The sequence below is a fragment of the Streptodolium elevatio genome (assembly GCF_053592165.1).
This window is the reverse complement of the sequence record NZ_JBSFVE010000001.1, coordinates 456,102-480,655: the sequence shown is the minus strand read 5'-3', so window position 1 is coordinate 480,655 and position 24,554 is coordinate 456,102. Positions and strand designations below refer to the sequence as shown.

18 protein-coding genes are annotated in these 24,554 nt (G+C 73.5%); 13 read left to right on the top strand and 5 right to left on the bottom strand.

Features of this window, described 5'->3' with window-relative positions; genetic code table 11:
• Positions 1–106: 106 nt before the first annotated feature.
• The gene (locus ACWD12_RS02085; RefSeq protein WP_450097936.1) at positions 107–1,090 is read right to left on the bottom strand and encodes an esterase/lipase family protein; all 984 of its coding nucleotides are present in this window, start codon (positions 1,088–1,090) and stop codon (positions 107–109) included.
• Between the two features lie 521 nt (positions 1,091–1,611).
• On the opposite strand from ACWD12_RS02085, the gene ACWD12_RS02080 reads away from it, so the two are divergent.
• Positions 1,612–3,048, top strand: coding sequence for an SWIM zinc finger family protein (locus tag ACWD12_RS02080; RefSeq protein ID WP_450097935.1), 1,437 nt, complete (start codon positions 1,612–1,614; stop codon positions 3,046–3,048).
• Positions 3,049–3,241: 193 nt separating this feature from the next.
• Complete coding sequence (locus ACWD12_RS02075; protein ID WP_450097934.1) at positions 3,242–4,774, top strand: DUF5691 domain-containing protein; 1,533 nt, start codon at positions 3,242–3,244, stop codon at positions 4,772–4,774.
• 205 nt (positions 4,775–4,979) lie between these two features.
• Here the strand turns inward: ACWD12_RS02075 and ACWD12_RS02070 are convergent, their stop codons facing one another.
• Positions 4,980–5,663: a response regulator gene (locus ACWD12_RS02070; RefSeq protein ID WP_450097933.1), complete on the bottom strand. Its 684-nt coding sequence runs from the start codon at positions 5,661–5,663 to the stop codon at positions 4,980–4,982.
• 132 nt (positions 5,664–5,795) lie between these two features.
• Positions 5,796–7,970, bottom strand: coding sequence for a histidine kinase (locus ACWD12_RS02065; protein ID WP_450097932.1), 2,175 nt, complete (start codon positions 7,968–7,970; stop codon positions 5,796–5,798).
• Between the two features lie 197 nt (positions 7,971–8,167).
• Here ACWD12_RS02065 and ACWD12_RS02060 point away from each other — a divergent pair, with 197 nt between their 5' ends.
• The 7 genes from ACWD12_RS02060 (at position 8,168) to ACWD12_RS02030 (ending at position 17,212) form a co-directional block, all read left to right on the top strand.
• Positions 8,168–8,872 (top strand): hypothetical protein, encoded by a 705-nt coding sequence (locus ACWD12_RS02060; protein WP_358356639.1) that lies wholly within the window; start codon positions 8,168–8,170, stop codon positions 8,870–8,872.
• 323 nt (positions 8,873–9,195) lie between these two features.
• Entirely contained in the window at positions 9,196–10,347 is a 1,152-nt protein-coding gene (locus ACWD12_RS02055; RefSeq protein ID WP_450097931.1) for an ATP-binding protein, read from the top strand.
• Complete coding sequence (locus ACWD12_RS02050) at positions 10,347–13,022, top strand: DUF5682 family protein (RefSeq protein ID WP_450097930.1); 2,676 nt, start codon at positions 10,347–10,349, stop codon at positions 13,020–13,022. The genes ACWD12_RS02055 and ACWD12_RS02050 overlap by 1 nt, the downstream gene beginning before the upstream one ends.
• A gap of 104 nt (positions 13,023–13,126) precedes the next feature.
• On the top strand, positions 13,127–14,278 hold the full coding sequence (locus tag ACWD12_RS02045) for a VWA domain-containing protein (protein WP_358356670.1): 1,152 nt from the start codon (positions 13,127–13,129) through the stop codon (positions 14,276–14,278).
• Between the two features lie 370 nt (positions 14,279–14,648).
• Complete coding sequence (sucC, locus tag ACWD12_RS02040) at positions 14,649–15,824, top strand: ADP-forming succinate--CoA ligase subunit beta (protein WP_450097929.1); 1,176 nt, start codon at positions 14,649–14,651, stop codon at positions 15,822–15,824.
• A 17-nt stretch (positions 15,825–15,841) separates the two neighbouring features.
• The gene (sucD, locus tag ACWD12_RS02035) at positions 15,842–16,726 is read left to right on the top strand and encodes a succinate--CoA ligase subunit alpha (RefSeq protein ID WP_358356643.1); all 885 of its coding nucleotides are present in this window, start codon (positions 15,842–15,844) and stop codon (positions 16,724–16,726) included.
• Between the two features lie 153 nt (positions 16,727–16,879).
• Positions 16,880–17,212, top strand: a complete 333-nt coding sequence (locus tag ACWD12_RS02030; protein ID WP_450097928.1) for a hypothetical protein — start codon at positions 16,880–16,882, stop codon at positions 17,210–17,212.
• 81 nt (positions 17,213–17,293) lie between these two features.
• Here ACWD12_RS02030 and ACWD12_RS02025 read toward each other — a convergent pair whose 3' ends face one another.
• Positions 17,294–18,865 carry a hypothetical protein gene (locus ACWD12_RS02025; RefSeq protein WP_450097927.1) on the bottom strand — a complete coding sequence of 524 codons (1,572 nt, stop codon included), beginning with the start codon at positions 18,863–18,865 and terminating at the stop codon, positions 17,294–17,296.
• Positions 18,866–19,132: 267 nt separating this feature from the next.
• On the opposite strand from ACWD12_RS02025, the gene ACWD12_RS02020 reads away from it, so the two are divergent.
• Both ACWD12_RS02020 and ACWD12_RS02015 read left to right on the top strand, forming a co-directional pair.
• Positions 19,133–20,575, top strand: coding sequence for a cell division protein PerM (locus ACWD12_RS02020; RefSeq protein ID WP_450097926.1), 1,443 nt, complete (start codon positions 19,133–19,135; stop codon positions 20,573–20,575).
• A gap of 81 nt (positions 20,576–20,656) precedes the next feature.
• Complete coding sequence (locus ACWD12_RS02015; RefSeq protein ID WP_450097925.1) at positions 20,657–20,842, top strand: hypothetical protein; 186 nt, start codon at positions 20,657–20,659, stop codon at positions 20,840–20,842.
• 173 nt (positions 20,843–21,015) lie between these two features.
• Here the strand turns inward: ACWD12_RS02015 and ACWD12_RS02010 are convergent, their stop codons facing one another.
• Positions 21,016–21,768, bottom strand: a complete 753-nt coding sequence (locus tag ACWD12_RS02010) for a hypothetical protein (protein ID WP_450097924.1) — start codon at positions 21,766–21,768, stop codon at positions 21,016–21,018.
• 477 nt (positions 21,769–22,245) lie between these two features.
• Here ACWD12_RS02010 and purN point away from each other — a divergent pair, with 477 nt between their 5' ends.
• Entirely contained in the window at positions 22,246–22,890 is a 645-nt protein-coding gene (gene purN, locus ACWD12_RS02005) for a phosphoribosylglycinamide formyltransferase (protein ID WP_358356652.1), read from the top strand.
• Positions 22,887–24,455 (top strand): bifunctional phosphoribosylaminoimidazolecarboxamide formyltransferase/IMP cyclohydrolase, encoded by a 1,569-nt coding sequence (gene purH / locus ACWD12_RS02000; protein WP_450097923.1) that lies wholly within the window; start codon positions 22,887–22,889, stop codon positions 24,453–24,455. The genes purN and purH overlap by 4 nt, the downstream gene beginning before the upstream one ends.
• Positions 24,456–24,554 lie beyond the last annotated feature (99 nt).

Below are 24,554 nucleotides of genomic sequence, written 5' to 3'. Positions count from 1 at the left end.
GGCTCACCTGTGCGGCGATTCGCGACTCACTCGTATGGATGAAGGCGGGCAAGCAGGGCAACCAAATCGGGCCCGGCAACGTCTCTATCGCCTACCGAGTGGTGGGTTACGCGGCGAGCGGAGTGCCCGGGGCCGCGTCGGCGGCGGGCGGGGCGGTGGCCGACGGAACGGCGCTCCGCGCGGCGGCCGGCATGCCGAGCGGCGCTGCGACTGGCGCCGTGAGCGGCGCCGTCAGCAGGGCGCAGACCTGGGACACCACGGGGCGGCACGCCGGGAGTGTCAGGTGACCGGCGCCGCCGACCCGCACGCTGGTCGCGTCGAGGTCGGGATGCCGCAGCGCCCCCGAGACACACGGCACGACAAAGGGGTCGAGGTCACCCCAGTAGGCGACGAAGCGCGTCGTGCAGCCGGGCGCGGGTCCGGCGAGTTCCGCGACGACGGGGCTGTCCGGGCACATCTCGCGGACGAGCGAGTGCGCGCGCAGCAATTGGGCGGCGGCCGTGCCTTCGTGCGGGGTGCCGAGCGTGACGACCGTACGCACGCGCACGCCTTTGTCGAGGAACTGCGCGTGGTAGCGGGCGATCAGTCCGCCCAGGCTGTGGCCGACCACGTGCACCCCGGGCGCGCCGGTACGGGCGACGACCCGTGCGATGTGCCGGTCCAGAAGCTCGGCCTTCGTGCGTACGTCCCCGCCGAGCGGGTTGTGGTCGAACGGGTGGAGGCGGGCAATCCCCTCGCGGCGGAGCGCGCGGCGCAGGACCGCGAAGATCGAGCGGTTGTCGGCGAGCCCGTGCACGAGGACGACCGGCAGCGGACCGGCCTGCTCGTCGCGGGGAGACGGGAGCACCGCCGGGGGCGGACCGGAGTCCCGGCCGTCGGGAGGGGCGAGTACGGCCGCGACGCCCAGCGAGACCAGGCCCGTGGGGTAGAGCGCGAGATGCCCGGCGATCCAGGCGAGTTCGCGCACCGTGCCGCGCAGCAGGCCGACCGGCGGAACGGCGGTCCTGCGTACCGGGTCCGCCGGGCTGCCGGGCTCGGCGGACCCGCCGTGCGGTGCTTCGTCGTGTCCCGTTTCCGGGAACGCGGCCATGACCCACCTCCGTGCGGGATTCAGGCGTGGGGTGTGGGGTGAGGCGTACGGCGAACCCAAAGCGTCGTCGGGGACATGTACGCGGCCGGCCGGCCGGCCAGGGGTTCAGCCGGAGGAACAAGTCGCGGACGAGTCGGGACGAGTCGATGCGGGTGGGTTCGAAAGGAAGGGACGGCGGATCGCGAACGACAAGTAGGGAGACCCTGTGGTGGCGACGCCGCAGACCGGTCACTGCGCGAGTTCCTACTGACCGGTATGCCCCGACCGACTTGCCACGAAACACCCCGTTAACATGACGGACTCGACGAACATCCGTTTTTCTCAGGGTATTTCGCCCCGGTGACAACGGCGTCGCGCCGATGTCTCGGAGGTGTCCCGGAGCTGTCCCGGAGCCGTTCTCGCCGTCGCCCCGGCGTGGCCCGCGACCTGACGGTGCGTCGAACCTGTGCCGCCCGCGTGTTCGGCGGGGGATTCCGGATCCGGCCGTGCGGGTGTCGGCCCGACGCCGTACCGTGACCGTCATGCTGGAACGCTGGACCGCGGACCGGGTGTTGGCACTGGCACCCGACGCCGCGTCGCAGAAGGCCGGATCGAAGCTGGCGGCCCCGGGGCCGTGGTCGGGACTGGGGGCGGGGGAGATACCCGTTCCCGAGCCGGGCCAAGGGCACGACGATCAGCGCGAGAACCGAGAAGAGGGCCGGGAGGATGGCCGGGGGGCGACAGGCGATGTGACCGCGAAGCGCGGTGTATGGGGACTGTGCAAGGGCAGCGGCGCGACGGCGTACCGCACGGCGGTGGACCTCGACGGTCCGGCGTGGTCGTGCACGTGCCCGAGCCGCAAACTGCCGTGCAAGCACGCACTCGGGCTGTTGTTGCTGTGGTCCGCCGGCGGCATCGCGGAGGATGCCGCAGCGGCGCCCGACTGGGTCGAGAGCTGGCTGACAAACCGTCAGGGCCGGGAGAAGCAGCGTGTCGAGCGACAGGCCGCGGGTCCGGCCGACCCCGAGGCCGTACGGCGGCGTGCCGAAGAGCGCGCCGCCCGGGTCGCGGGCGGCGTCGACAAGTTGGGCCAGTGGCTCTCCGACCAGGTGCGTCAGGGGCTGGCCGGTGCCGACCGGGCCGGCTATGCCCCATGGGAGGCCATGGCCGCGTCGATGGTCGACGCCCAGGCGCAGGGCCTCGCCGGGAGGTTGCGCCGGGCCGGCACAAGACCCGGCTCCGGCGAGGGCTGGCCGGGCCGTTTGCTGGAGGACTACGCGGTGATGTGGCTCGTGCTGCGGGCCCACGACCGGCTGGACACGTTGGAGCCGCCGTTGGCGGCTTCGCTCAAGTCGCTCATCGGATGGCAGGTCGACGCCCAGGAGTTGCTGCGCCGCTCGGCCGAGCAGGGTACGTCGGTCCGCGACCACTGGACGGTCCTCGGCAGCCGCGACAACGACGAGGAGAAGCTGACCGTCCGCCAGATCTGGCTGCGCGGCGAGCAGTCGGGGCGCACCGCCCTGGTCCTCGCCTACGGCGCGGGCGGCCAGGCCCCCGCACTCGCGCTGCCGGTGGGCGAACGCTTCGAGGCCGACCTCGTGTTCCACGACGCCGCCGCGCCGCTGCGCGCGCATGTCGCGGAGCGGCACGGGCCGCCCGAGCCGGCCGGCGAACCGGCGGGTTGCGACGCGGAGACGGCGGCATTGGCGTACGCCGAGGCGCTGCGCAGCGAACCGTGGCTGGAGACCTGGCCGGTCGTCCTGGCGGACGTGGCGGCGGTCCCGGACTCGCTCGGCTGGCGCATCGCGGGCGGCGACGGATTCTGGCTCCCGGTCGACCGCTCCCGGGCACGCGAGGAGTCCTTGTGGCGGCTCGCGGCGATGTCGGGCGGGGCCGGTATGACGGTCTTCGGAGAGTACGGCGCACGCGGATTCGCCCCGGTGACCGGCTGGCACGAAGGCCGGGCCGTGCCGCTCTGAGCAGTCGGCAGGCCGGCCGGCGGGGCACGAGGGCGAACGTGGACATGGGCGATGGACGACGAGGGTGTGACCGGTGACGAGGGCGGGCGGCGCCGAGGGTGACCGGCGCCGAGCGTGGGCGGCGACGACCGCGGCGGTGCGCGAACTCGGCTGAGCGCGCAAGGACTTCGGTGCGCGAGAACAGGGGATCGTGATGACGGCAGGCACCGAGACGCTGTGGGAGGACCTGGTCTCGACCGCCCTTGTGGGCACGGGCAAGCGACCGGTCCCCGGTGTCGACAAGAGCAGCGCGCTGGGCGCGGCGGTGGACGGCATCGGACGCGAGGACTCGGCCGAACGCCTTCTGGACCTCGCCGCGTTGGCGCTCGTCCACCGGCGGGCCGGACGGCGTCCGGGGACGGGAGCAACACCGCTGCCGGCCTGCGCTCCGGACCCGCGTCCCGCCGTACCCGAGCGGGCGCGCGGACGGCTGCGCCTCCTGCTCGGCAGCAGCACCGGCGACCGGCGCACCGCCATCGCCGAACTCCTGCCGGAATGGCTCGCCGAGGCGCGGGCGCGCGGCTTCCGGGCGCCCGAGTCGGAGCTGCCCGAACTCCTCGACACCGCCCGCTCGCACAGCGAACTCCGGACGGACGTCGCCGCGTTGGCAGGTGCGCGCGGACGCTGGCTCGCTCGCCTCAATCCGGACTGGGCCTGGGCCGCCCGCGTCGCCGCCGCCGACGTCGCGGAGGACCCGGCGTCGTCGTCGCCCGCGGACGAAGGGATTTGGCAGCACGGCCTGTTCGGCGAACGCCTCGCTCACCTGACCGCACTGCGGCAGCGCGACCCGGCCGCTGCCCGCGACCTGTTGGCGCGGACCTGGCGCGAGGAACCCGCGGAGGACCGAGCCCAGTTCCTCGCGGTCCTGCGTACCGGGCTCTCGCCCGACGACGAGCCCTTCCTCGAAGCCGCCCTCGACGACCGGGGCAAGGCCGTACGCGCCGGGGCGGCCGCGCTGCTGAGCACGCTGCCCGAATCGGCGCTGGCCCGGCGCATGGCCGAGCGCGCCCGGGCCTGCGTGCGCAGGGACGGCGCCGCCGCGGTGGTCGTCCTGCCGCCGGAGGTCTGCGACGAGGCGATGCGCCGCGACGGGATAGCCGGTACGTCGCCCACCGGACGGGAGGAACGGGCTTGGTGGCTCGGCGAGATCGTCGCCGCCACCCCGCTGTCGCTCTGGGCCGACGTCTTCCGGGAGACCCCGGACCGGATCCTGCGGCGGCGGCTGCCGCGCCGCTGGGCGGAGGACATCCGCGACGGCTGGGCGCGGGCGGCGGTCGCCCAGGGCGACGCCGACTGGGCGCGTGCCCAGGTGGGCCGCGGCGCGCCGACGCGCCTGCTCTCCGTACTGCCCGCGGACGAACGCGCCGGGCATGTCGCGGAGCACGTCGCGGAGCACGGCCTTTCGGAGGCGTTCCAACTCCTGGCCGGCTGCCCGGCGGTGTGGCCGAAGGTGCTCGGACGGGCCGTGGTGGAGGCGCTGGCGCGGGCGGCCCGAGAGTCGGCGTACCCGTGGAGCTTCAGCGGCGTCACCGGGCTCGCCGCACGATCGCTGGACCCCGCACTCGCCACCGAGATCGAGGGACTGGCCGGTGCCGCGGGTGAAGACGGCTATTGGGGGCGGGCCTTCGCCGACCTGGCCGCGACGCTGCGCGAACGCGCCGTTATGCGAACGGAGTTCGACGAGTAGTTCGGTGGGTGGGTCGACGAGTGCTTTGACGACTCGGCCGACGAGTGCTTCGCCTGGTAGCTCGACGATTCTTCCTGGCACGACTGGCACGACTGGCACGGCGATCGGGTCGGCGGAAGGCGCGGTGGTTGGTGGGTGTCCTCGCCGTCCTGTGGGCCCGACGCGACTTGAAGACATAGTCCGGGCCGTCGCTCCCCGACGTACTTCAGTTCTGGTTGGCGGGCGGCGTCGGGCCCAGGCCGGCGTCGCGGGCGATGGCCACCGCTTCCGCGCGACTGCGGGCGCGGAGTTTGGCGAGGACGTCGCTCACCCGGTTGCGGACGGTCTTCTCCGACAACACCAGCCTGCGCGCGATGGCGCCGTTGTCGAGGCCGTGCGCGAGCAGGTCGAGGATCTCCCGCTCCCGGTCGGTGAGCTGCGGGAAGGGCACCGCGCCGCGGGTGTGCGCGGGCGAGGCGGAGAAGAACGCCAGGACGCGCTGGGCGATGCGCGGTCCGAAGACGGCCTCGCCCCGGGCGACCCCGAGGATCGCGCGGCGGATGTCGTCTCCGTCCGACTCCTTCAGCAGGTAGCCGCGTGCGCCCGCGCGCAGTGCCGCGAACACCGAGTCGTCGTCCTCGTCCATCGTCAGCACGATGACGGCGGTCGCCGGATGCGTGGTGCCGATGCGCGCCGTCGCCTCCAGACCGCCCATGCCGGGCATGCGCAGGTCCATCAGTACGACGTCCGGTGCCAGGCGAGCCACTTCGTCGAGGGCCGCCGCTCCGTCCCCGGCCTGACCGACCACGTCGAGGTCGTCGAGGTCTTCCAGTACTGCCACCATGCCCGCCCGGAAGACCGGGTGGTCGTCCACCACCAAGACCCCTACCGGCGTCGTGTCCTCGCTCAATTCCCTGCCCGTTCTTTAGTGTTGGGTTGGATTCGTATGACGCCGAGGGCGGCGTCGGGTCGGCTGCGCAGGACGACGTCGATGTCGTCGAACGCGGAAGGTGCGCACGCGCCTCATACGCGGCGCCGCGGGTCACTGGGGGCCGCCTGGCAGCGTGGCCCGCACGATCGTGCCGCCGCCCGCGCGCGGCAGGATGTCCACGCGTCCGCCGACCTCGCCCGCGCGTTCCCCCATGCTGCGCAGGCCCACCCCCGCGTGCGGGTACACCGGCATTCCGCAGCCGTTGTCGCTGACTTCGATGACGAGTGTTCCGGCGCGCACGGCCGCGTCGAGCCACAACTCGCCGGCGCCGCTGTGCCGCACGGCGTTGGTGATCGCCTCGGCGGCGATCGCGTACGCGGCGACCTCGACCGCCGCGGGCATCGTGTCCAGGCCCGGCCTCAGCTCCACCGAGCAGTGCGGCGTCTCGTAGCCCGCCACCAGGTCGCGCAGCGCGCCGGTGAGGCCAAGTTGGTCGAGTATCGGCGGGCGCAGGCCGTGCACCACGGACCGCAGGTCGGTCACGGTCTGGCGCAGCCGGTCGCGGATCGACCGGGCCCGGTCCGCGAGTTCGGGCCGGTCTGAGGACTCGATGCGGCGGGCCAGCGCGTCGAGCTGATGCGCGGTGCCCGCCAGCGCGGGGCCGACGCCGTCGTGCAGGTCGGCGCGCAGGCGCCGCCGCTCCTCCTCGCGCGCGACGACGATCCGGGCACGGCTGCGCGCGACGTCGGCGACCAGCCCCGCCGCGTAGGCGAGTGTCGCCGCGCGCGTCGCGACCTCCTCCACGGCCGCCTGCTCCTCCGGCGTCCAGCGCTCGTCGCCGGGGCGTATCCCGACGTGCAACTCGCCCATGTGCTGCCCGAGAGCGTGCGCGGGCACCGCCCGCCAGCCCTTCACCGGAGTGCCGCTCACCGCGACCACGGGGGTCTCGCCGTCGCCTTGGAACGCGACGTACGGCAGCCGCAGGGCCCGCCGGAGCGCGTCGACCAGCCGCTGCAACGCCTCGGTCGGCTCCGACGCGGGCGCGACATGGCGGCCCACCCGGGCGACCACCGCGTACGGGTCGTGCCGGTGCCCGAACAGCCAGCGGTCCACGGCCTTCTGCACCGCGCCCCGGCCGACCGCGGCGAGCAGCGCGATCACCGCGACCGCGACGAACCCGAGCGTCGAGGTCGGCGCGGCGCGTCCGACGCCGACCACCAGGCCCGCGTACACGCCGACCATGACGAGGGTCAGCACCACGTACACGATCGTGCGGTTGAGGACCACGACCACGTCGAACATCCGGTGCCGCAGCATCGCGACGGCGATTCCGACCGGCGGCCCGAGCAGGCCCAGGCCGAACAGGACGTCGATGGTCAGCCGGCCCGCGATGACGAGCGACAGCGTCCACGTGATGACCAGGACCATGCCGCCGAGCACCAGCCACTGCAACTGCGTGCGCTGCACGCCGACCGCGCGCCGGGTGCGTACGACCAGGGCGGCGACGCCGAGCGCGGTCCCCGGGAACAACGCCGTTCCGGCGCCCGCGAGCGTGACGTAGCCCAGCCACCGGGTGCCGGGTATCGCATAGGGGTTGTGGACCTGGTCCGTCACGTCGATCGGTCCGTCGCGGAACATCGCGGCCAGCGCGGCGAGCGTGGCCACCGCGACGATCGCGTACGCCGGGATCCGCCAGCGCCGCCCGGGCAGGTGCCCGTCCGGGAAGACCAGGAGCAGCAGCGGCACGACCACGAAGTACTGGGCGAATCCCCAGGTCCCGATCCACGCGGCGAAGTCCGCGAACGGCAGCGGGTCGTCGGCGATCTCCTCGGAGATGACGGCGTACAGCGACAAGTTGAGGTACGGCGACAGCGAGGCCGGGATCAGCAGCAGCCACCCGACCGGGTTGCGCGGCCGCCCGCGCACCACGAACGCCCCGATCACCGGCCACGCCGAGCCGAGCACCACGTCGCCGGCGGACAGCGCGCGCAGGTCCGCACGGGCCGCGGTCCAGTGGTACAGCGGTACGTACGCGACGCTGGACACGACGGCGACCACCGCCAGCGCGGTGGCCAGCGCGATCAGGCGCGACTCGGGGATCCGCAGCGCGAGGGCGCGCAGTTGCCCGCGCCGCGACGGGCGCGCGGCACCGGACCTGGACCCGGCACCGGACTCGCGCGCGTCCGCGGACGCGGCGGCTCCGCTCGCGGGCGTGCCGGCTCCACCCGGGGTCGTCGGCTCGTCTGCGTCCCCCAGGCCGCCGGCGTCGGGCAGATGCGTGGTCACGCGGTCATGCTGCCTCAGCCCCGGTGGACTCGGCACCGGGGTCCGGCCGATATCCCGGACGAGGGGTGCCGGTGTCCCTGGTGCCCGGGACGCGGCGGCGCGGAAAGTGGACCATGTCGCCGGGCATCGGGTCCGGTACGTGCCGCCGGGGGGCTGTCAAGCAGGCGGCGAACATGTGTGGGGGGAGAAAGATCCACATGACGTACACGGAACCGGGCCCGGTCGACGGGCGCACCGGGGTGGGGGAGACCCCGGTGCGCCGGACCTACTGGCCGCTCGTGGGGGCGGCGGCCGGCGCGCTGGGCGGGATCTCGACGCTGATGCTGGACGTCCGCATGGGCATGCCGGACGGCCCGACCGACACGATGACCATCGACCGGGTGAACGACGTCGAGGTCATGGTGTCGCGCGCCGGGTTCCTCGGCGGCTTCGCCGCGGTGGCGCTGCTGCTCGTGACCGCGGCCGCGTGGCGCCGCCGCGTAGAGCCGCGCGTGCCGGGCAGTACGGCGGCCGGTGTGGTGAGCCTGGCACTGGTGTCCGCGGCCGGGGGGCTGACGCTCGGCTACGGGTGGAAGGGCGCGATGGGCATCTACGGCGAAGGCGGCCCGGAGAGCGACGCGTTCGACGTGCAGGGGCGCTACGTCTACTTCATGCTCAACGACTTCGGCGCCTACATCCCGTGGTTCGGGGTCCTGGTGGCGGCGGGCGCGGTGTGCTGGATGGCGCTTCGCGAGCGGACCGTCGACCGCTGGATCGGGTGGGTCGGTGCCGTGCTGGTGGCGCTGCCCGTCATCGGCTTCGTGGTGATGTCGGTGCCGGGGCTTGCCGCGATCACGATGCCGCTGTGGATGGTGGTCACGTTCGTGGGACTGACGTTCGGCAAGAGCACCATCACCCGCTGACGCCGGCGGGCGGGGACGCTGTGTGACCGGGACGCTGTGTGACCGGGACGCTTTGCCGGGACGGTGGCGGGGGGCCGCCGTCTCGGCAGGCGTCCCGGTGTGCCCGAGACCGCGCTGAAGCCCCGTCAGCGCACCGCGCCCGAGGTTCCCGGTTCGCCGGGCGCCTCGGGCGCTTTCGCGCGTGCGCCGCGGGAAGGCGGGGGCGGTCCGGAACGTGTCAGACCGGCCGGGCAGTCTTGGACATGTCGGGGCAGCCGCGATCACGGCGGCCGGGGCCCTCGGCCGGATCCAGAGACCGCACACATCGACTCCGGGGGCTGTCCGTGACCTCTTCCGCACCCACGACTCCCGCGACCGGCGCGGCCGGCCCGGCCGGCGACCGGGCGGACACCGGCACCGCGCTGCGGCCGCACGCCGAGCAGGACTTCGCCGCCGAGCTCACGGCGCTGGCCGGAGCCGACGACCGGCCCCGTCCGCCGCGGTGGCGGCTGTCGCCGTGGGCGGTGTCGACGTACCTGCTCGGCGGTGTGCTACCCGACGGCACCGTGATCAGCCCGAAGTACGTGGGGCCGCGACGCATAGTCGAGGTTGCCGTCACCACTCTCGTCACCGACCGCGCTCTGCTGCTGCTCGGCGTGCCCGGCACCGCGAAGACTTGGGTGTCCGAGCACCTGGCCGCGGCCATCTGCGGCGACTCGACGCTGCTGGTGCAGGGCACCGCGGGCACCCCCGAGGAGGCGATCCGCTACGGCTGGAACTACGCGCAACTCCTGGCCCACGGCCCGTCCCGGGACGCACTGGTCGCGGGGCCGGTCATGCGTGCCATGGCCGAGGGCCGCATCGCACGCGTCGAGGAGCTGACCCGGATCCCCGCGGACGTGCAGGACAGCCTCATCACGATCCTGTCCGAGAAGACGCTGCCGGTGCCGGAGTTGAACGACGAGGTGCAGGCGGTACGCGGGTTCAACCTCATCGCCACCGCCAACGACCGCGACCGCGGCGTCAACGACCTGTCCAGCGCGCTCCGGCGCAGGTTCAACACGGTGGTGCTGCCGCTGCCCGCGAGTGCGGACGACGAGGTCGACATCGTCGCCCGCCGTGTCGAACAACTCGGCGTCTCGCTCCAGTTGCCGAAGGTCGAGGCGGCGGAGGCCGAACTGCGGCGCGTCGTCACGGTGTTCCGCGAGCTGCGCTCCGGCATGACCGAGGACGGCCGCACCAAGCTCAAGTCCCCGTCCGGGACGCTGTCGACGGCCGAGGCGATCTCGGTGGTCACCGGCGGCCTGGCGCTTGCAGCGCACTTCGGCGACGGCGTGCTGCGTCCGGCGGACACCGCGGCGGGCATCCTCGGCGCGGTGGTCAAGGACCCGGGCTCGGACGCCGTGGTGTGGCAGGAGTACCTGGAGACGGTCGTCCGGTCGCGTGACGGATGGCAGGACTTCTACCGCGCGGCCCGCGAGGCGGGGGCATCTTGATGACGGTCCCCGGCCCGCGGGCGGGGAAGTCCGGTACGCCCGCGAAGTCCGGGAAGGCGGCGAGGACTCCGCATCTTCTCGGGGTACGCCACCACGGCCCCGGCTCCGCACGGGCCGTGGCCGCCGCCCTCGAAGCCCTCGCCCCGGACATCGTGTTGGTCGAGGGGCCGCCCGAGGCCGACCTGCTGCTGTCGTACGCCGCGGACCCCGACATGAAGCCGCCGGTCGCGCTGCTCGCGCACGCGGTCGACGACCCGGCCCAGGCGGGGTTCTGGCCGTACGCCGAGTTCAGCCCCGAATGGGTCGCCGTCCGGTACGCGCTCGACAACGGCATCCCGGTCCGGTTCATCGACCTGCCGGCCGGCTGCTCCTTCGCCCTGGACCGCGCCCGCAACGCGCTGCCGGTCCCGTCCCTGCACGGGCCGCCGACCGCGGAAGACACCGACACCGACACCGACACCGACACCGACACCGACCCCGGTACGGATACCGAGATCGACACCGATGCCGCCGCCAAGACCGACGCCCGAACCGATGCCGGAACCGACACCCGGCCCGGCGGTGCAGGCGACAGCGCACCGGACCCGGTGACCGACCCGGCCGCCACCCGCACCGACCCCATCGCGATGCTCGCCCGGGTCGCCGGGCACGACGACCCCGAGCGCTGGTGGGAGGACGCGGTCGAGCACCGGGCCGACCACAGCGACCCGATGGCGCCGTTCGCGCTCCTCGCCGAGGCGATGGCCGCTTTGCGCGCGGTCGGCACGGCAGCGGGCGACACAGGCAACGACGGCACAGGCAAGCGCAGCCCGGGCAAGGACGGCACAGACGCGGACGGCAAGAGCGCCGACGGCGCAGCCGAGGGCGCCACGGGCACCCCCGCGGCCGAACCACCGCCGCCCGCCTCGCCGCCCGCCTCGCCGTTCCCCGACCTGGAGGCGGCGCGCGAAGCGCACATGCGGCTGGCCGTCGCGGCCGCCTACAAGCAGGGGTTCCGCGAAGTGGCGGTGGTCTGCGGGGCGTGGCACGTACCCGCGCTGGCGGCCACCCGGCCCGCGGCCGAAGACCGTGCGGTGCTGGCCCCGTTCGCGGCGTTCTCGCGCGGCGGCGTGCTGCCCAAGGTCAAGGTCGAGGCCACGTGGGTGCCGTGGACGTACCGCCGCCTCGCCCACGCCTCGGGCTACGGCGCGGGCGTCGCCTCGCCGGGCTGGTACCACCACTTGTTCGCCGACCACGCACCCGAACGCATGCTTCCCCACTGGTTCGTGCGCATCGCGGGGTTGTTCCGCGACGCCGGACGGCCCGTCTCGGCGGCGCACGTCATCGAGGCGGTCCGGCACGCCGAGGCGTTGGCGACGCTGCGCGGCCGCCCGCTCGCCGGGCTCGACGAAACCCTGGAGGCGGTACGCGCGGTCATGTGCGACGGCGACGACGCGCCTCTCGCCCTTGTGCACGACGACATCGTCGTCGGCGACCGCATCGGGACCGTGCCGGACAGCGTGCCCGCCGTACCGCTGCAACGCGACCTCAACCGGCAGCAGAAGAAGTTGCGGCTGGGCCCCGAGGCCGCGGTGCGTGAACTGCGGCTCGACCTGCGCAAGCCCACCGACCTCGCGCGAAGCCGCCTGCTCACCAGGCTCGACCTGCTGGACGTGGCGTGGGGCGTCCCGGCCGCCGGGCAGCGCGGCACCGGGACGTTCCGCGAGGAGTGGACCCTCGCGTGGCAGCCCGAACTCGCGATCCGGGTCGCGGAGGCGGGGATCTGGGGCACCACCGTCCTGGCGGCGGCGACCGCGCGGGCGGTCGATCTGGCCGTCCACGCCTCGTCGTTGGGCGAGGTGACCGCCGTCGCCGAGCGCTGCCTCCGGGCCGACCTGCCGGACGCGCTGCCGACCGTGATGCGCGTGCTGGAGGACCGTGTCGCGCTGGACTCCGACGTCGCGGCACTCGCGGAGGCGCTGCCCGCCCTGGTGCGCGCGCTGCGCTACGGGGACGTGCGCGGCACCGACACGGCCGCGCTGGCCTCGGTGGTCGACGGAATGCTGCTGCGCATCTGCGTCGGCCTCGTCCCGGCCTGCGCGGGCCTGGACGACGACGGTGCGCGCGACATGCGCCGCCACCTCGACGACGTGCACGACGCCACGACACTTCTCGCGCCGCGGCCGGGCGACGAAGACCTGCGCGAGTACTGGTACGCCGCGCTCGGCCGGCTCGCCGACCGCGACAGCCTCCCGGGCCTGCTGACCGGCCGCGCGGTCCGCCTGCTGCTGGACGCGGGGCGGCTGACCGCGGACGACGCCGGGCCGCGGATGTCGCGGGCGCTGACGCGCGGCACGGCGTACCGCGACGCCGCCGCGTGGATCGAGGGCTTCCTGTCCGGCGGTGGCCTGCTGCTGGCGCACGACGAGGCGCTGCTCGGCCTGGTCGACGCGTGGGTGTCCGGGATCCCCGCGGAGGATTTCACCGACGTGCTGCCGCTGCTGCGCCGCACTTTCTCCGGCTTCGCGGCGCCGGAGCGGCGCACGCTGGGCGAACGCCTGCGCAACCCGGCCCGCGGCGGGCAGGGCGGCCCGGGCGACGGCGACTTCCCCTTCGACCGCGATCGGGCGGACTCCACACTGCCGTTGGTCGCGTACCTGCTCGGCGGCCCCGTCCCCTCGGGAGGCGACTCGTGACGACGTCCTACGACAGCGCGGCGTCCGGAGGCGAATCGTCCGGAGGCACATCGTCCGGCAGCGCACCGTCCGGGGCCGCGCCCGGGCCGGGGGCGGGTCCCGGCATCGCGGACCCCGAGCGCCTGCGGCGCTGGCGGTTGATCCTGGGCGGTGACGCGGACGGCACCGGCTGCGGCCTCGCCGGCCAGGACCGCCGCATGGACGAGGCACTGGCCGCGCTCTACCGTCCCGCGCCCGGGCAGAGCCGGGGCGGCGGCGGTACGGGGCCGCGTTCCGCGGGGCTCGGCGCCTCGGCCCCCTCGGTCGCCCGCTGGCTCGGCGACATCCGCGAGTACTTCCCGCCCGGCGTCGTGCAGATCCTCCAGCAGGACGCGATCGAGCGCCTGGACCTGACCCGGCTCCTGCTCGAACCGGAGATGCTGGAGGCCGTCGAGCCCGACGTGCACCTGGTCGGCACCCTCCTCTCGCTCAACCGGCTGATGCCGGACGAGACCAAGGAGGTCGCGCGGGGCGTGGTCCGCCGCGTCGTCGACGACCTGGAGCGGCGGATCGCGCAGCGCACGCGCAGCCTCGTGCAGGGTGCCCTGGACCGCTCGACGCGCGTGCACCGGCCGCGGCACGCCGACATCGACTGGAACGCCACGATTCGCGCGAACCTCAAGCACTACCAGGCCGAGCACCGCACGGTGGTGCCCGAGCGCCTGGTCGGGTACGGGCGGCAGCGGCACGGTGTGCGGAAGGACGTCGTGCTGTGCGTCGACCAGTCCGGCTCGATGGCGGCCTCGGTCGTCTACGCCTCGGTCTTCGGTGCGGTCCTCGCCTCGATGCGGTCGCTGCGCACCTCGCTGGTCGTCTTCGACACGGCGGTCGTGGACCTGACCGACCAGCTCGCCGACCCGGTGGACGTGCTCTTCGGCACGCAACTGGGCGGCGGTACGGACATCAACCGCGCGCTGGCGTACTGCCAGGGCCTGGTCACCCGGCCCTCGGACACGATTGTGGTGCTGGTCAGCGACCTGTTCGAGGGCGGTGTGCGGCAGGAGATGCTGCGCCGGGTCGCGGCCATGCGGCGGGCGGGCGTGCAGGTCGTCACGCTGCTGGCGCTGTCCGACGAGGGGGCCCCGGCGTACGACCACGAGAACGCCGCGGCGCTGGCCGCGCTGGGTAGTCCGGCCTTCGCCTGCACGCCCGATCTGTTCCCGGAGCTGATGGCCGCCGCCGTCCGGGGGACGCCGCTGCCGGTCCCGGAGGGGTGAATCCGCGCTCACCGACCCGGTGAGCCGGTGTGCGCGACGTGGGCTGCACCACATCCGGAAGCGGCATTTCGGACCGGAGCGTGCGCGAGCGTGCGGTGTGCGCAACGATGGATCGGGTGAAACGGGACGTACCCGGCCCGGACGGGGGTCGGTCGGTGTCGGCGGTACGACACATGAAGCGGTGTGATCAAGCCCCCGGTTCTGACCGGGTTGCCGTCCCGGTTAATCTGCAAGCGGATCAGCTGCGCGTACGGACGCCGTCCACCAGGGTTCTGGGGGCGAGCCTTCCTGGCCTCCGCGGGACCCTCGTGGTCGACGAACGTGGCGCGATGTCTTCCGACAACAACCGCGATCACAAGGACGGACGCGCGTGGACCTGTTCGAGTACCAGGCGAGGGACCTCTTCGCCAAGCATGAGGTGCCGGTTCTTCCCGGTGAAGTCGTCGACACCCCGGAGGCGGCCCGGGCCGCCACGGAGCGCCTGGGCGGCAAGGCTGTCGTCAAGGCCCAGGTCAAGGTCGGCGGCCGCGGCAAGGCGGGCGGCGTCAAGCTGGCGTTCTCCCCGGACGAGGCGGTCGAGAAGGCCACCGACATCCTGGGCATGGACATCAAGGGCCACACCGTCCACAAGGTCATGCTGGCCGGCCTGGGCGAGATCGCGGAGGAGTACTACGTCTCCTTCCTCCTCGACCGGACCAACCGCACCTTCCTCGCCATGGCGTCCGTCGAGGGCGGCGTGGAGATCGAGGTCGTGGCCGAGGAGAACCCGGACGCGCTCGCCAAGATCCCGGTCGACGCCATCGAGGGCGTGACCGAGGCCAAGGCCCGCGAGATCGTCGAGGCCGCCAAGTTCCCGGCCGAGCTGCACGACCAGCTGGTCGACGTGCTGCAGCGCCTGTGGACCGTCTTCGTCGCCGAGGACGCCACGCTGGTCGAGGTCAACCCGCTGATCAAGTCCGGCGAGGGCAAGATCATCGCGCTCGACGGCAAGGTGACGCTGGACGAGAACGCCGACTTCCGGCACGCGGACCACGCGGCGCTGGAGGACAAGGACTCGGCCGACCCGTTGGAGGCGGCGGCCAAGGCCAAGGGCCTCAACTACGTCAAGCTGGACGGCGAGGTCGGCATCATCGGCAACGGCGCGGGTCTCGTCATGAGCACCCTGGACGTCGTCGCGTACGCCGGTGAGAAGCACGCGAACGTCAAGCCCGCCAACTTCCTCGACATCGGCGGCGGCGCCTCGGCCGAGGTCATGGCGAACGGCCTGGAGATCATCCTCGGCGACCCGGCCGTCAAGTCGGTCTTCGTCAACGTCTTCGGCGGCATCACCGCGTGCGACGCGGTCGCGAACGGCATCGTGCAGGCGCTGGAGCTGCTGTCGAGCAAGGGCGAGGCGGTCACCAAGCCGCTCGTCGTGCGCCTCGACGGCAACAACGCGGAGCTGGGTCGTCAGATCCTGACCGACGCCAACCACCCGCTGGTCCAGCAGGTGGACACCATGGACGGCGCGGCCGACCGTGCCGCCGAGCTCGCGGCTGCGAAGTAAGGGAGCACGAACCAGCCATGGCTATCTTCCTGACCAAGGACAGCAAGGTCATCGTCCAGGGCATGACCGGCTCGGAGGGTATGAAGCACACCCGCCGCATGCTGGCCTCCGGGACGAACATCGTCGGCGGCGTGAACCCGCGCAAGGCCGGCGAGAAGGTCGACGTCGACGGCACCGAGATCTCGGTCTTCGGCACGGTGGCCGAGGCCATCGAGGCGACCGGCGCGGACGTCACGGTCATCTTCGTACCGCCGAAGTTCACCAAGGACGCGGTGGTCGAGGCCATCGAGGCGGAGATCGGCCTCGCGGTCGTCATCACCGAGGGCGTGCCGGTGCACGACACCGCGCAGTTCTGGGCGCTGGCCGGCCAGAAGGGCGGCAAGACCCGCATCGTGGGTCCGAACTGCCCCGGCCTGATCACCCCCGGCCAGTCGAACGCGGGCATCATCCCTGCCGACATCACCAAGCCGGGCCGCATCGGCCTGGTGTCGAAGTCCGGCACGCTGACGTACCAGATGATGTACGAGCTGCGCGACATCGGCTTCTCGACCGCGGTCGGCATCGGCGGCGACCCGATCATCGGCACCACGCACATCGACTGCCTCCAGGCGTTCCAGGACGACCCGGACACCGACGCGATCGTCATGATCGGTGAGATCGGCGGCGACGCCGAGGAGCGCGCGGCGGCGTACATCGCCGAGCACATCACCAAGCCGGTCGTCGGCTACGTCGCGGGCTTCACCGCCCCCGAGGGCAAGACGATGGGCCACGCCGGCGCCATCGTCTCGGGCTCCGCGGGCACCGCGCAGGCCAAGAAGGACGCGCTCGAGGCGGTCGGCGTCAAGGTCGGCAAGACCCCGTCCGAGACGGCCCGCCTGATGCGCGCCATCATGGAGGGCTGACCCACGCCGTCGGCGTAGGGCGCAAGGCACGAACGGCTGTGGCCCCCACCAGTGGTGGGGGCCACAGCCGTTCCCGCTTCCGGCGACGGGCCGGCTGCGGCGGTCCAACCCCACGACGGGCCCGGCTCGGCTCCGCGGTGGTCCGGTGCGGCGATGCCGTATCGCCATGGCGCGTATGCTGCCCGGGCAGTTGGCGAAAACGCGTGTCGGCTTGGCGAGTTCGTGACGGCAACGGGCTCCCGGGCGGGCTTCCGACGGGGCAGAGGACAGCGTCATGCGTCGCGCGAGTACGTGCGGACAGGCGGCGGAATGGCCTGGTACGACAGCGGTGCGGTCACCGTCGGTCCGAACGGCGCGCGCCTGACCCTGGACCTGTCCGGGGTGGCGGACCTCCACGACGTCCGGGAGATCGGCGTCGCCTTCGCTCCGGCGGCGGGGGCCGAGGGGCGGAGCGCGGTGTACGTCGACGAACTCACCGCCCGGTAGCGGCGAGGCCGCGATTGTCGGTGACCACGAGCGACGTTTGCCCCGCGCGGCGGTGACGGCGAACTTGCCGGGCGGCCGACGCTAACGGATGTATTCGACGACGCGGTCGACCTGGTTGTTGTCGTCGTAGTGGATCTGGAAGACCGTTCTGGCCAGGTGGCCTTCGGCGAGGCGGGACAGGAACAGCGGCGGGTCCACGAAGCGTTCCTCGGTGATCCCGAACGCCTTCTCGCCGCGGAAGCGCGCCTCGGTCGCCAAGGGGACGTCGCGTACGCCCACGATCGCCTCCGGGTCGACACCCGCGTGCGCCGCCTCGATCGACAGGAAAGTGCCCCCGTCGCGCTCGGACGACCCCTTGATGTAGACGAACTCGTACTGACCCTGCGGTACTTGCTCCGCCTTGGCATTGGTGCGTCCGAACCTGAACTCCTGCTTGGGAGCCTGCTCCGCGACCTGCGCGCCCAGGCCGCCGCGCGCGGCGATGGAAGCCTGGACCTCGGCACGCTTGTCGGGCAGCCCACCGGGGTCGGCGATGGAGGAGAGGGCGTACCCGCCCAGGCCGAGCACCGCCGCCACGACCGCCGCCACCAGCACGACGGCGCGCGTACGGGCGCTGCCGCGGATCCTCGCGGCCGAGTGCAGCTTGGGCCGGTACCGCTTCGTCAGATCCGTCATCACCGCGTTCAGGCGCTCGTGCGCCTCCGGGCCGTCCGGGTCAGGGCCCGTCAACTCGCCGACACGTCGCGCCAGTTGCTCGTTGGCAAGGCTGATGCGCTCGATTGTGGAGTTGGTCGTGGCCTCGGTCTCGACCGCGATCTCCTCCGGCTCCATGCCCAGGTGGTGGCGCAGGACGGCCGCCCGGCGACGGTGCGCGGGCACCCGCCGCAGCGCGCGCAGCAGCGCGACGTCGGCGGACCACGCGCGGTCCACGGCGTCGCTCTTGTCGCCGGTGAGGTCGGGTACGGGGCTGCCCGGGGCGGAGTCGGTCTCCGGCGGTTCGGACGCCCCGCCGGGAGCGTCCGCGGCCACCGCGCCCGGGTCCGCGCCGCCCGTGTCTGGGTCGGTGCTGCCCTTGTCCGGGCCCGTGCCGGAGCCCGGGCCCGCGTCGGCATCCATGTCCGGGGCCGCCGCGTCCACATCCGGACCCGCGTCGGGATCCGTGCCGGGTTCGTCGGCATCCGACGAGGAAGAGGAAGGGGCATCGGGTGCGGTCGCGGGTGTGGACAAGGCCGCATCCTCGGCGGCGTCCTTGGCGGAGTCCTTGACCCTGCTCTCGGGCGCGTCCTCTGCCGCGACTTCGGGCACGTCTTCGGCTGCGGCCTCGGCCTCGGCCTGGTCCACACCGCCGGGGGCGGGTGACCGCCGCACCCTTGCGACCTGGGCGGCGACCCGGTCCGGATGGGGTATCCAACTGCCGATCCGCTGTTGCGCGCGGTGCAGGTGGTCGAGCGCCATGTCCGACGCGAGCATGCGCACCCACGACTCGGGTGAGGGGAGTGCGGAGACGGTCTCCCATTCGGCGTACGCCCGCGCGTACGCCCGGTGCGTCACGTGCGCGGCGCGGTGCGGCCCGGCCGTCAGCAGGTAGACGTGCCGCGCGACGTCCGCCGCCGTCCTGTTGTAGAAGGCGTCGAAGCTCGCGTCGTCGTGCATGCTCGCCGTGCTCCCCGTACTCGCTCCGACAGGTGGGACCGCCGTTCGGTTGCTCGTGTGCCGGACCGTGCGGAACGGGACGGGACGGGTGGAGCATCCGCCTGGGCGCACCGATACCCCACCGCGTACTTGGTAATGCCATATTTCTTGTGAAATCAGATCAATAACTGTCGAATCTGTGTGAATGCCAGCAGATCCCAGCCGACACGGCCGGTGCGAAGGCCATATACCGGGCAGATTGCCTTCGCGTTGGCAGCATGAGGGATCGTGAGCGACACCCCTGTACCCGCGCTGCCGAGCCACCCCGCAGCGGCCGACCCCGACGTCGGCGATCTCGGCGGTCCCGAAGGCCTCGAAGTCCTCGACGATCACGACGGTCCCGAAGACGGCCTCCACGGCGACGGCCACAGTGCGGGCGTCGAGGACGAGGAGTTCTCCGACGCTCCCGACCCCGCCGCCGACCTGCGCGCCGCACTCGACGGGGCTGCCGCCGGGTTCGTCGCCGTCGGCCTAGGCCTCGGCTTCGCCCTCGTACCGGTGCTCCTCGCCGTGCTGGCCGACGCCTTCGGCGGCGGCTTCACCGACCCGGGTGACATCCTGCGCACCGCCGGGCAGGTCTGGCTCGCGGCCCAGCGCGTCGGGCTCGACGTCGCGGGCGAGCAGCCGGGTGCGGCGGTACGCCTCGGCATCGTCCCGCTCGGCGTCACCGTCCCCCTCGTGATCGTCCTGGTACGCGCCGGCCGCCGGTGTGCCGCGGCCGGAGAGAGCGGGCAGACCGGGGGCGCCCGCGCGGTGACCTTCGCGCTCTCGGCGTTCGCGATCGTGTACGCCGGGCTCGCGTACGGCATCGCCGTCATCGCCGGCACCCCCGCGATCCAGCCGGTGCGCGAGCGCGCCCCTGTCGCCGCCGGAGCCGCCGCGCTGGTGTTCGGCATGTACGGCGCGCTCCGCACGGGTGCCTACCGCGACCTGTCCGAGCGGATGCCGTCGCACCTGCGCGACCGCGTACGGCCGTACGCGGGGCCGGCCGCGGTGGCGCTGCGGGCGGGGGCCGCCGCGGCGTGCGTGCTGGCCGCGGGCGGCGCGGTGATCGTCTCGGCGTCGCTGATCGTGCACGCGCACGCGGTCGGTGCGTACGTCGACCGGGTCGCCGTGGGGGTGCCCGACACCGTCGCGCTCGCGCTGCTGTGCGCGGCGCTCATGCCCAACGCGATCATGTGCGCCGTCGCGTACGCCTCGGGTGCCGGATTCGCGGTCGGCGTGGGGACCACGGTCGCGCCCACAGGTGTCGACCTCGGTGCGGTCCCGGCCCTGCCGTTGCTGGGCGCGCTCCCCGGGACGACCTCGATCGCCGGGTGGTGCACGCTCGCCGTGCCGGTGGCCGCCGGGGTGGCGGCCGGCCTGATCGCCGCGCGCGGCGGACAGGCGGGCAGGCTGCGGACCGCGCTCGCCGCCGCGGCCGCGGCCGGGCCGGTCACCGGCGTACTCGTCGCGGGGGCAGCCTGGCTCTCCACCGGTGCCGCGGGCGCGCAGCGGCTCACTCGCACCGGCCCCCACATCTGGCCGGCGGCCGGATCCGTCACCGCCGCGGTGGCGGTCGCCGCCGTCCTCACCGCGGCGCTTGCGGGCTGGTGGCGTTGGCGCCGCGTCCGCGCGGCCGCGCAACTGGCCACGGTCGTGGTCCCGGTACCGGAGCAATCCTCCCGCTGACACCGGGAGTTCGCGCCGACACCGAGTGCCGGCGAACGCCCGGCCCGCGTCGGAGAGCGCGGTATCCAGACCGAACACAGCATGCGCCGTCGATGGCCGGCGGGCACTCCGACCGCACAGCTGGTCCGGACCCTGCGGCTGCTCGCCCAGATGCCGCCGGGCAGCGAACACCGCGTCTTGGAGGCGCTCCGGCACCTGGGCGACGATCCGAAGGCGCCGCTGTGGCCGACCCCCGACGCCCAGCCGCAGCCGATGTTCGAGAGGTAGGGCCGCGACGCCGCAAGGCCGTGGAACCGGTCGAGATCCGGAACCGGGTCCGGAACCGGTCGAGGCCCGCACCGCCCCGGATCCCGCACCACCCCGGAACCCGGTGTGGTGCAGACCTCGACGACGGCTCTGTGCCGCGGCGGGCGGCGGGCGTAGCCCGACCCGGTCTCGGATCAGATCGGGTTGTTGTCGATGTTGTCGACCATGTTCCGCATGAAGCTCGGCAGTTCACGCTCGCACTGCTTCTGGGCCTGCTTGGTCAGCGCGGCGTCCATGCAGTCGTAGTAGTCCTGTTGCGACCACCGGAAGCTCCACACGCCGAGCACCCACACCACGGCGAGGGCGCCGGTGACGAGGCCGACCATGGCACCCGGCGGACGCGGCACCGTGCCCTGGGTGGTGGCGCCGGGCGTGGTGGCGACCCGTGCCGGGCGGACCAGCCGCCGTGCGCGCCCAGGCGTACGGGCAGTACCGCCGGGCCCCTGCTCGATGCGCGGTCCCACCTGCGGGGCCGACGTGCCGCGCAGGGCACGGGCGCCGAGCACGACCGCCGCGATGCCCATGACGATGCCGGCCTCCTCCCAGAAGAAGAAGGCGAGGAACAGCCCCCACACGCCGATCCACAGCGCGATGCGCGCGTTGCGCCGGCGCGGGTCGGCCGGCGGACGCTCGTCGTCGCGGTCCTCGCGGTCGCGGTCCTGCCGGTCGCGTCCCTGCCGCGGGCTGCCCCACGGACCGCCGCCGGAGCCGCCCGACCCTCCGGATCCGCCCGAGCCACCCGAGCCACCGGGACCGCCGGACCCGTCGCCGCCGGAACCGGGCAGGTTCCAGGGCGCGGCCGGGGGCCGGTCGGGGGCCCCCTCGGGCGGCGGTGCGTACGGGTCGCGCTCGTCGGTCTCGTTGCCGGTGCTGTTGCCCGTACTCATGCCGCCTGCCCTCGTCGTGCCGGATCCCCAAGGGGCACCCGCTCCCAATGCCTCACGCGCGTCCGTACCACGGGCTCTCGCGACCGTGCCGCGCCCGGCGTCGTCCAGCAGAGTGCCCTACCTCCGTGCCCTGGGCCCGGCTGCGCGAGCCGGCCGATGCGAACCATTACCCCGGGATCGTACGTGTGCGCCCCCTCCGCGGTCCGGGCGGTGGTGCGATACACGCGCGTCCCCCCGCGGTCGCCCGCGCGGTCCGGCACGTCGTACGCATGACCCGGCCCGCGCCCATCCCCGGGTTCGGTACCGCGTACCACCTGACGCTATCGTTGCTGACGATCGGGCGCTGCCCGCGTGTTCCCCTTATATCCCGTCGGATATCCCCATCCGGATGTCCGGGGTGTACCTGAGGGAGCCAGGCCGCCGCGCCGCCGGTCGCACACCCCCGCTCGCGCCCTCCGTTCGGAAAGAGCCTCCGCAGTGGCCGTACACGCCCCGCGCACCTCCGGGCCCGCGCGGCTCGTCGTCCTCGTCTCCGGATCGGGCAGCAATCTCCAGGCACTCCTCGACGCGAGCGCCGACCCCGGGTACGGCGCCGAGATCGTGGCCGTCGGCGCGGACCGCGGCGGCATCCTGGGCCTCGAACGCGCCGAGAAGGCCGGCCTGCCCACCTTCGTCGTCAAGGTCCGCGACCACGCCGACCGTGCCGCGTGGGACCGGGCGCTGACCGAGGCGGTCGCCGCGTACCGGCCGGACCTGGTGGTGTCGGCCGGCTTCATGAAGATCCTCGGTCCGGCGTTCCTGGGCCGCTACGAGGGCCGCACGGTCAACACGCACCCAGCGCTGCTGCCGTCGTTCCCCGGTGCCTACGGCGTGCGCGACGCGCTCGCGTACGGCGCGAAGGTGACCGGCTGCACGGTCCACTTCGTCGACTCCGGCGTCGACACCGGCCCGATCATCGCGCAGGGCGTGGTCGCGGTCGAGGACGACGACGAGGCCGACGGCGGCGACGCGCTGCACGAGCGCATCAAGACTGTCGAGCGCAACCTGCTCGTCGAAATCGTGGGCCGCCTCGCCCGCGAGGGCTACCGCATCGAAGGAAGAAAGGTCCGATTCGGATCATGAGCACCCCCGAGAGCTCCTCGAGCAAGCGTCCGATCCGCCGCGCGCTGGTCAGCGTGTACGACAAGACCGGGCTTGAGGAGCTCGCCCAGGGGCTGCACGCCGCCGGGGTCGAACTCGTCTCGACCGGGTCCACCGCCGGAAAGATCGCCGCCGCCGGGGTGCCGGTGACCAAGGTCGAGGAAGTGACCGGCTTTCCGGAGTGCCTCGACGGCCGCGTCAAGACGCTGCACCCGCGCGTGCACGCCGGCATCCTCGCCGACCTGCGCCTGGAGTCGCACCGGGCGCAGCTGGAGGAGCTCGACGTCAAGCCGTTCGACCTCGTCGTGGTGAACCTCTACCCGTTCCAGGCGACCGTCGACTCGGGCGCGACGCCCGACGAGTGCGTCGAGCAGATCGACATCGGCGGGCCCTCGATGGTCCGGGCCGCGGCCAAGAACCACCCGTCGGTGGCGGTCGTCACGAGCCCGTCCCGGTACGCCGACGTGCTCGCCGCGGTCGCCGACGGCGGCTTCGACCTGGCCGCGCGCAAGCGCCTGGCCGGCGAGGCGTTCGCGCACACGGCCGCCTACGACGTCGCGGTCGCCTCGTGGTTCTCGAACGCCTACGCGCCCGCCGACGACGAGCAGTTCCCGGCGTTCCTCGGCTCGACGCGCGAGCGCCGGGCGGTGCTGCGGTACGGCGAGAACCCGCACCAGGCCGCGGCGCTCTACAGCGGCGGCACGGGCGGGCTCGCGGGAGCGGAGCAGTTGCACGGCAAGGAGATGTCGTACAACAACTACGTCGACACCGACGCGGCCCGCCGCGCGGCGTACGACCACCACCTGCCGTGCGTGGCGATCATCAAGCACGCCAACCCGTGCGGCATCGCGATCGGCGCGGACGTCGCGGAGGCGCACCGCCTCGCGCACGAGTGCGACCCGGTCTCGGCGTACGGCGGCGTCATCGCGGTCAACCGCCCGGTGTCGCTGGCGATGGCCGAGCAGGTCGCGGAGATCTTCACCGAGGTCATCGTGGCGCCCGACTACGAGGAGGGCGCGGTCGAGGCGCTGGCCCGCAAGAAGAACATCCGGGTGCTGCGCGCCCCCGAGCCGCCGTCCGCGGTGGCCGAGTTCCGGCAGATCGACGGTGGTCTGCTGCTCCAGAACACCGACCGCTTCCAGGCGCCCGGCGACAACCCCGAGCACTGGACCCTCGCGACCGGCGAGCCCGCCGACGAGGCGACCCTGCGCGACCTGGTCTTCGCGTGGCGCTCGGTGCGCGCGGTCAAGTCCAACGCGATCCTGCTGGCGTCCGGCGGCGCCACGGTCGGCGTCGGCATGGGACAGGTCAACCGGGTCGACTCGGCGCGTCTGTCGGTGCAGCGGGCGGGGGAGCGGGCGATCGGCTCGGTCGCGGCGTCCGACGCGTTCTTCCCGTTCCCCGACGGTCTCGAGGTGCTGACCGCGGCGGGCGTCAAGGCCGTGGTGCAGCCGGGCGGTTCGGTGCGCGACGAGCTGGTCGTGGAGGCGGCGCGGGCGGCCGGCATCACGCTGTACACGACCGGGACGCGGCACTTCTTCCACTGATGCGATGACCACCGCCAGCTGCGCGATGCCGGGCGGGAGGTGACGTACGAGGGCCCCGGACTCGAAGTCCGGGGCCCTCGCCGTTTGTCGCCTTGTGTC

Excerpts from the sequence above, each read along its gene's own strand:
- ACWD12_RS02080 (WP_450097935.1), top strand. The coding sequence starts at position 1,612 with ATGCTGGAACGCTGGACCGCGGACCGGGTGTTGGCACTGGCACCCGAC.
- ACWD12_RS02085 (WP_450097936.1), bottom strand. The coding sequence starts at position 1,090 with ATGGCCGCGTTCCCGGAAACGGGACACGACGAAGCACCGCACGGCGGG.
- ACWD12_RS02025 (WP_450097927.1), bottom strand. The coding sequence starts at position 18,865 with ATGCACGACGACGCGAGCTTCGACGCCTTCTACAACAGGACGGCGGCG.
- ACWD12_RS02010 (WP_450097924.1), bottom strand. The coding sequence starts at position 21,768 with ATGAGTACGGGCAACAGCACCGGCAACGAGACCGACGAGCGCGACCCG.
- ACWD12_RS02050 (WP_450097930.1), top strand. The coding sequence starts at position 10,347 with ATGACGGTCCCCGGCCCGCGGGCGGGGAAGTCCGGTACGCCCGCGAAG.
- purH (WP_450097923.1), top strand. The coding sequence starts at position 22,887 with ATGAGCACCCCCGAGAGCTCCTCGAGCAAGCGTCCGATCCGCCGCGCG.
- ACWD12_RS02075 (WP_450097934.1), top strand. The coding sequence starts at position 3,242 with ATGACGGCAGGCACCGAGACGCTGTGGGAGGACCTGGTCTCGACCGCC.
- sucD (WP_358356643.1), top strand. The coding sequence starts at position 15,842 with ATGGCTATCTTCCTGACCAAGGACAGCAAGGTCATCGTCCAGGGCATG.
- ACWD12_RS02030 (WP_450097928.1), top strand. The coding sequence starts at position 16,880 with ATGCCGTATCGCCATGGCGCGTATGCTGCCCGGGCAGTTGGCGAAAAC.
- ACWD12_RS02015 (WP_450097925.1), top strand. The coding sequence starts at position 20,657 with ATGCGCCGTCGATGGCCGGCGGGCACTCCGACCGCACAGCTGGTCCGG.
- ACWD12_RS02060 (WP_358356639.1), top strand. The coding sequence starts at position 8,168 with ATGACGTACACGGAACCGGGCCCGGTCGACGGGCGCACCGGGGTGGGG.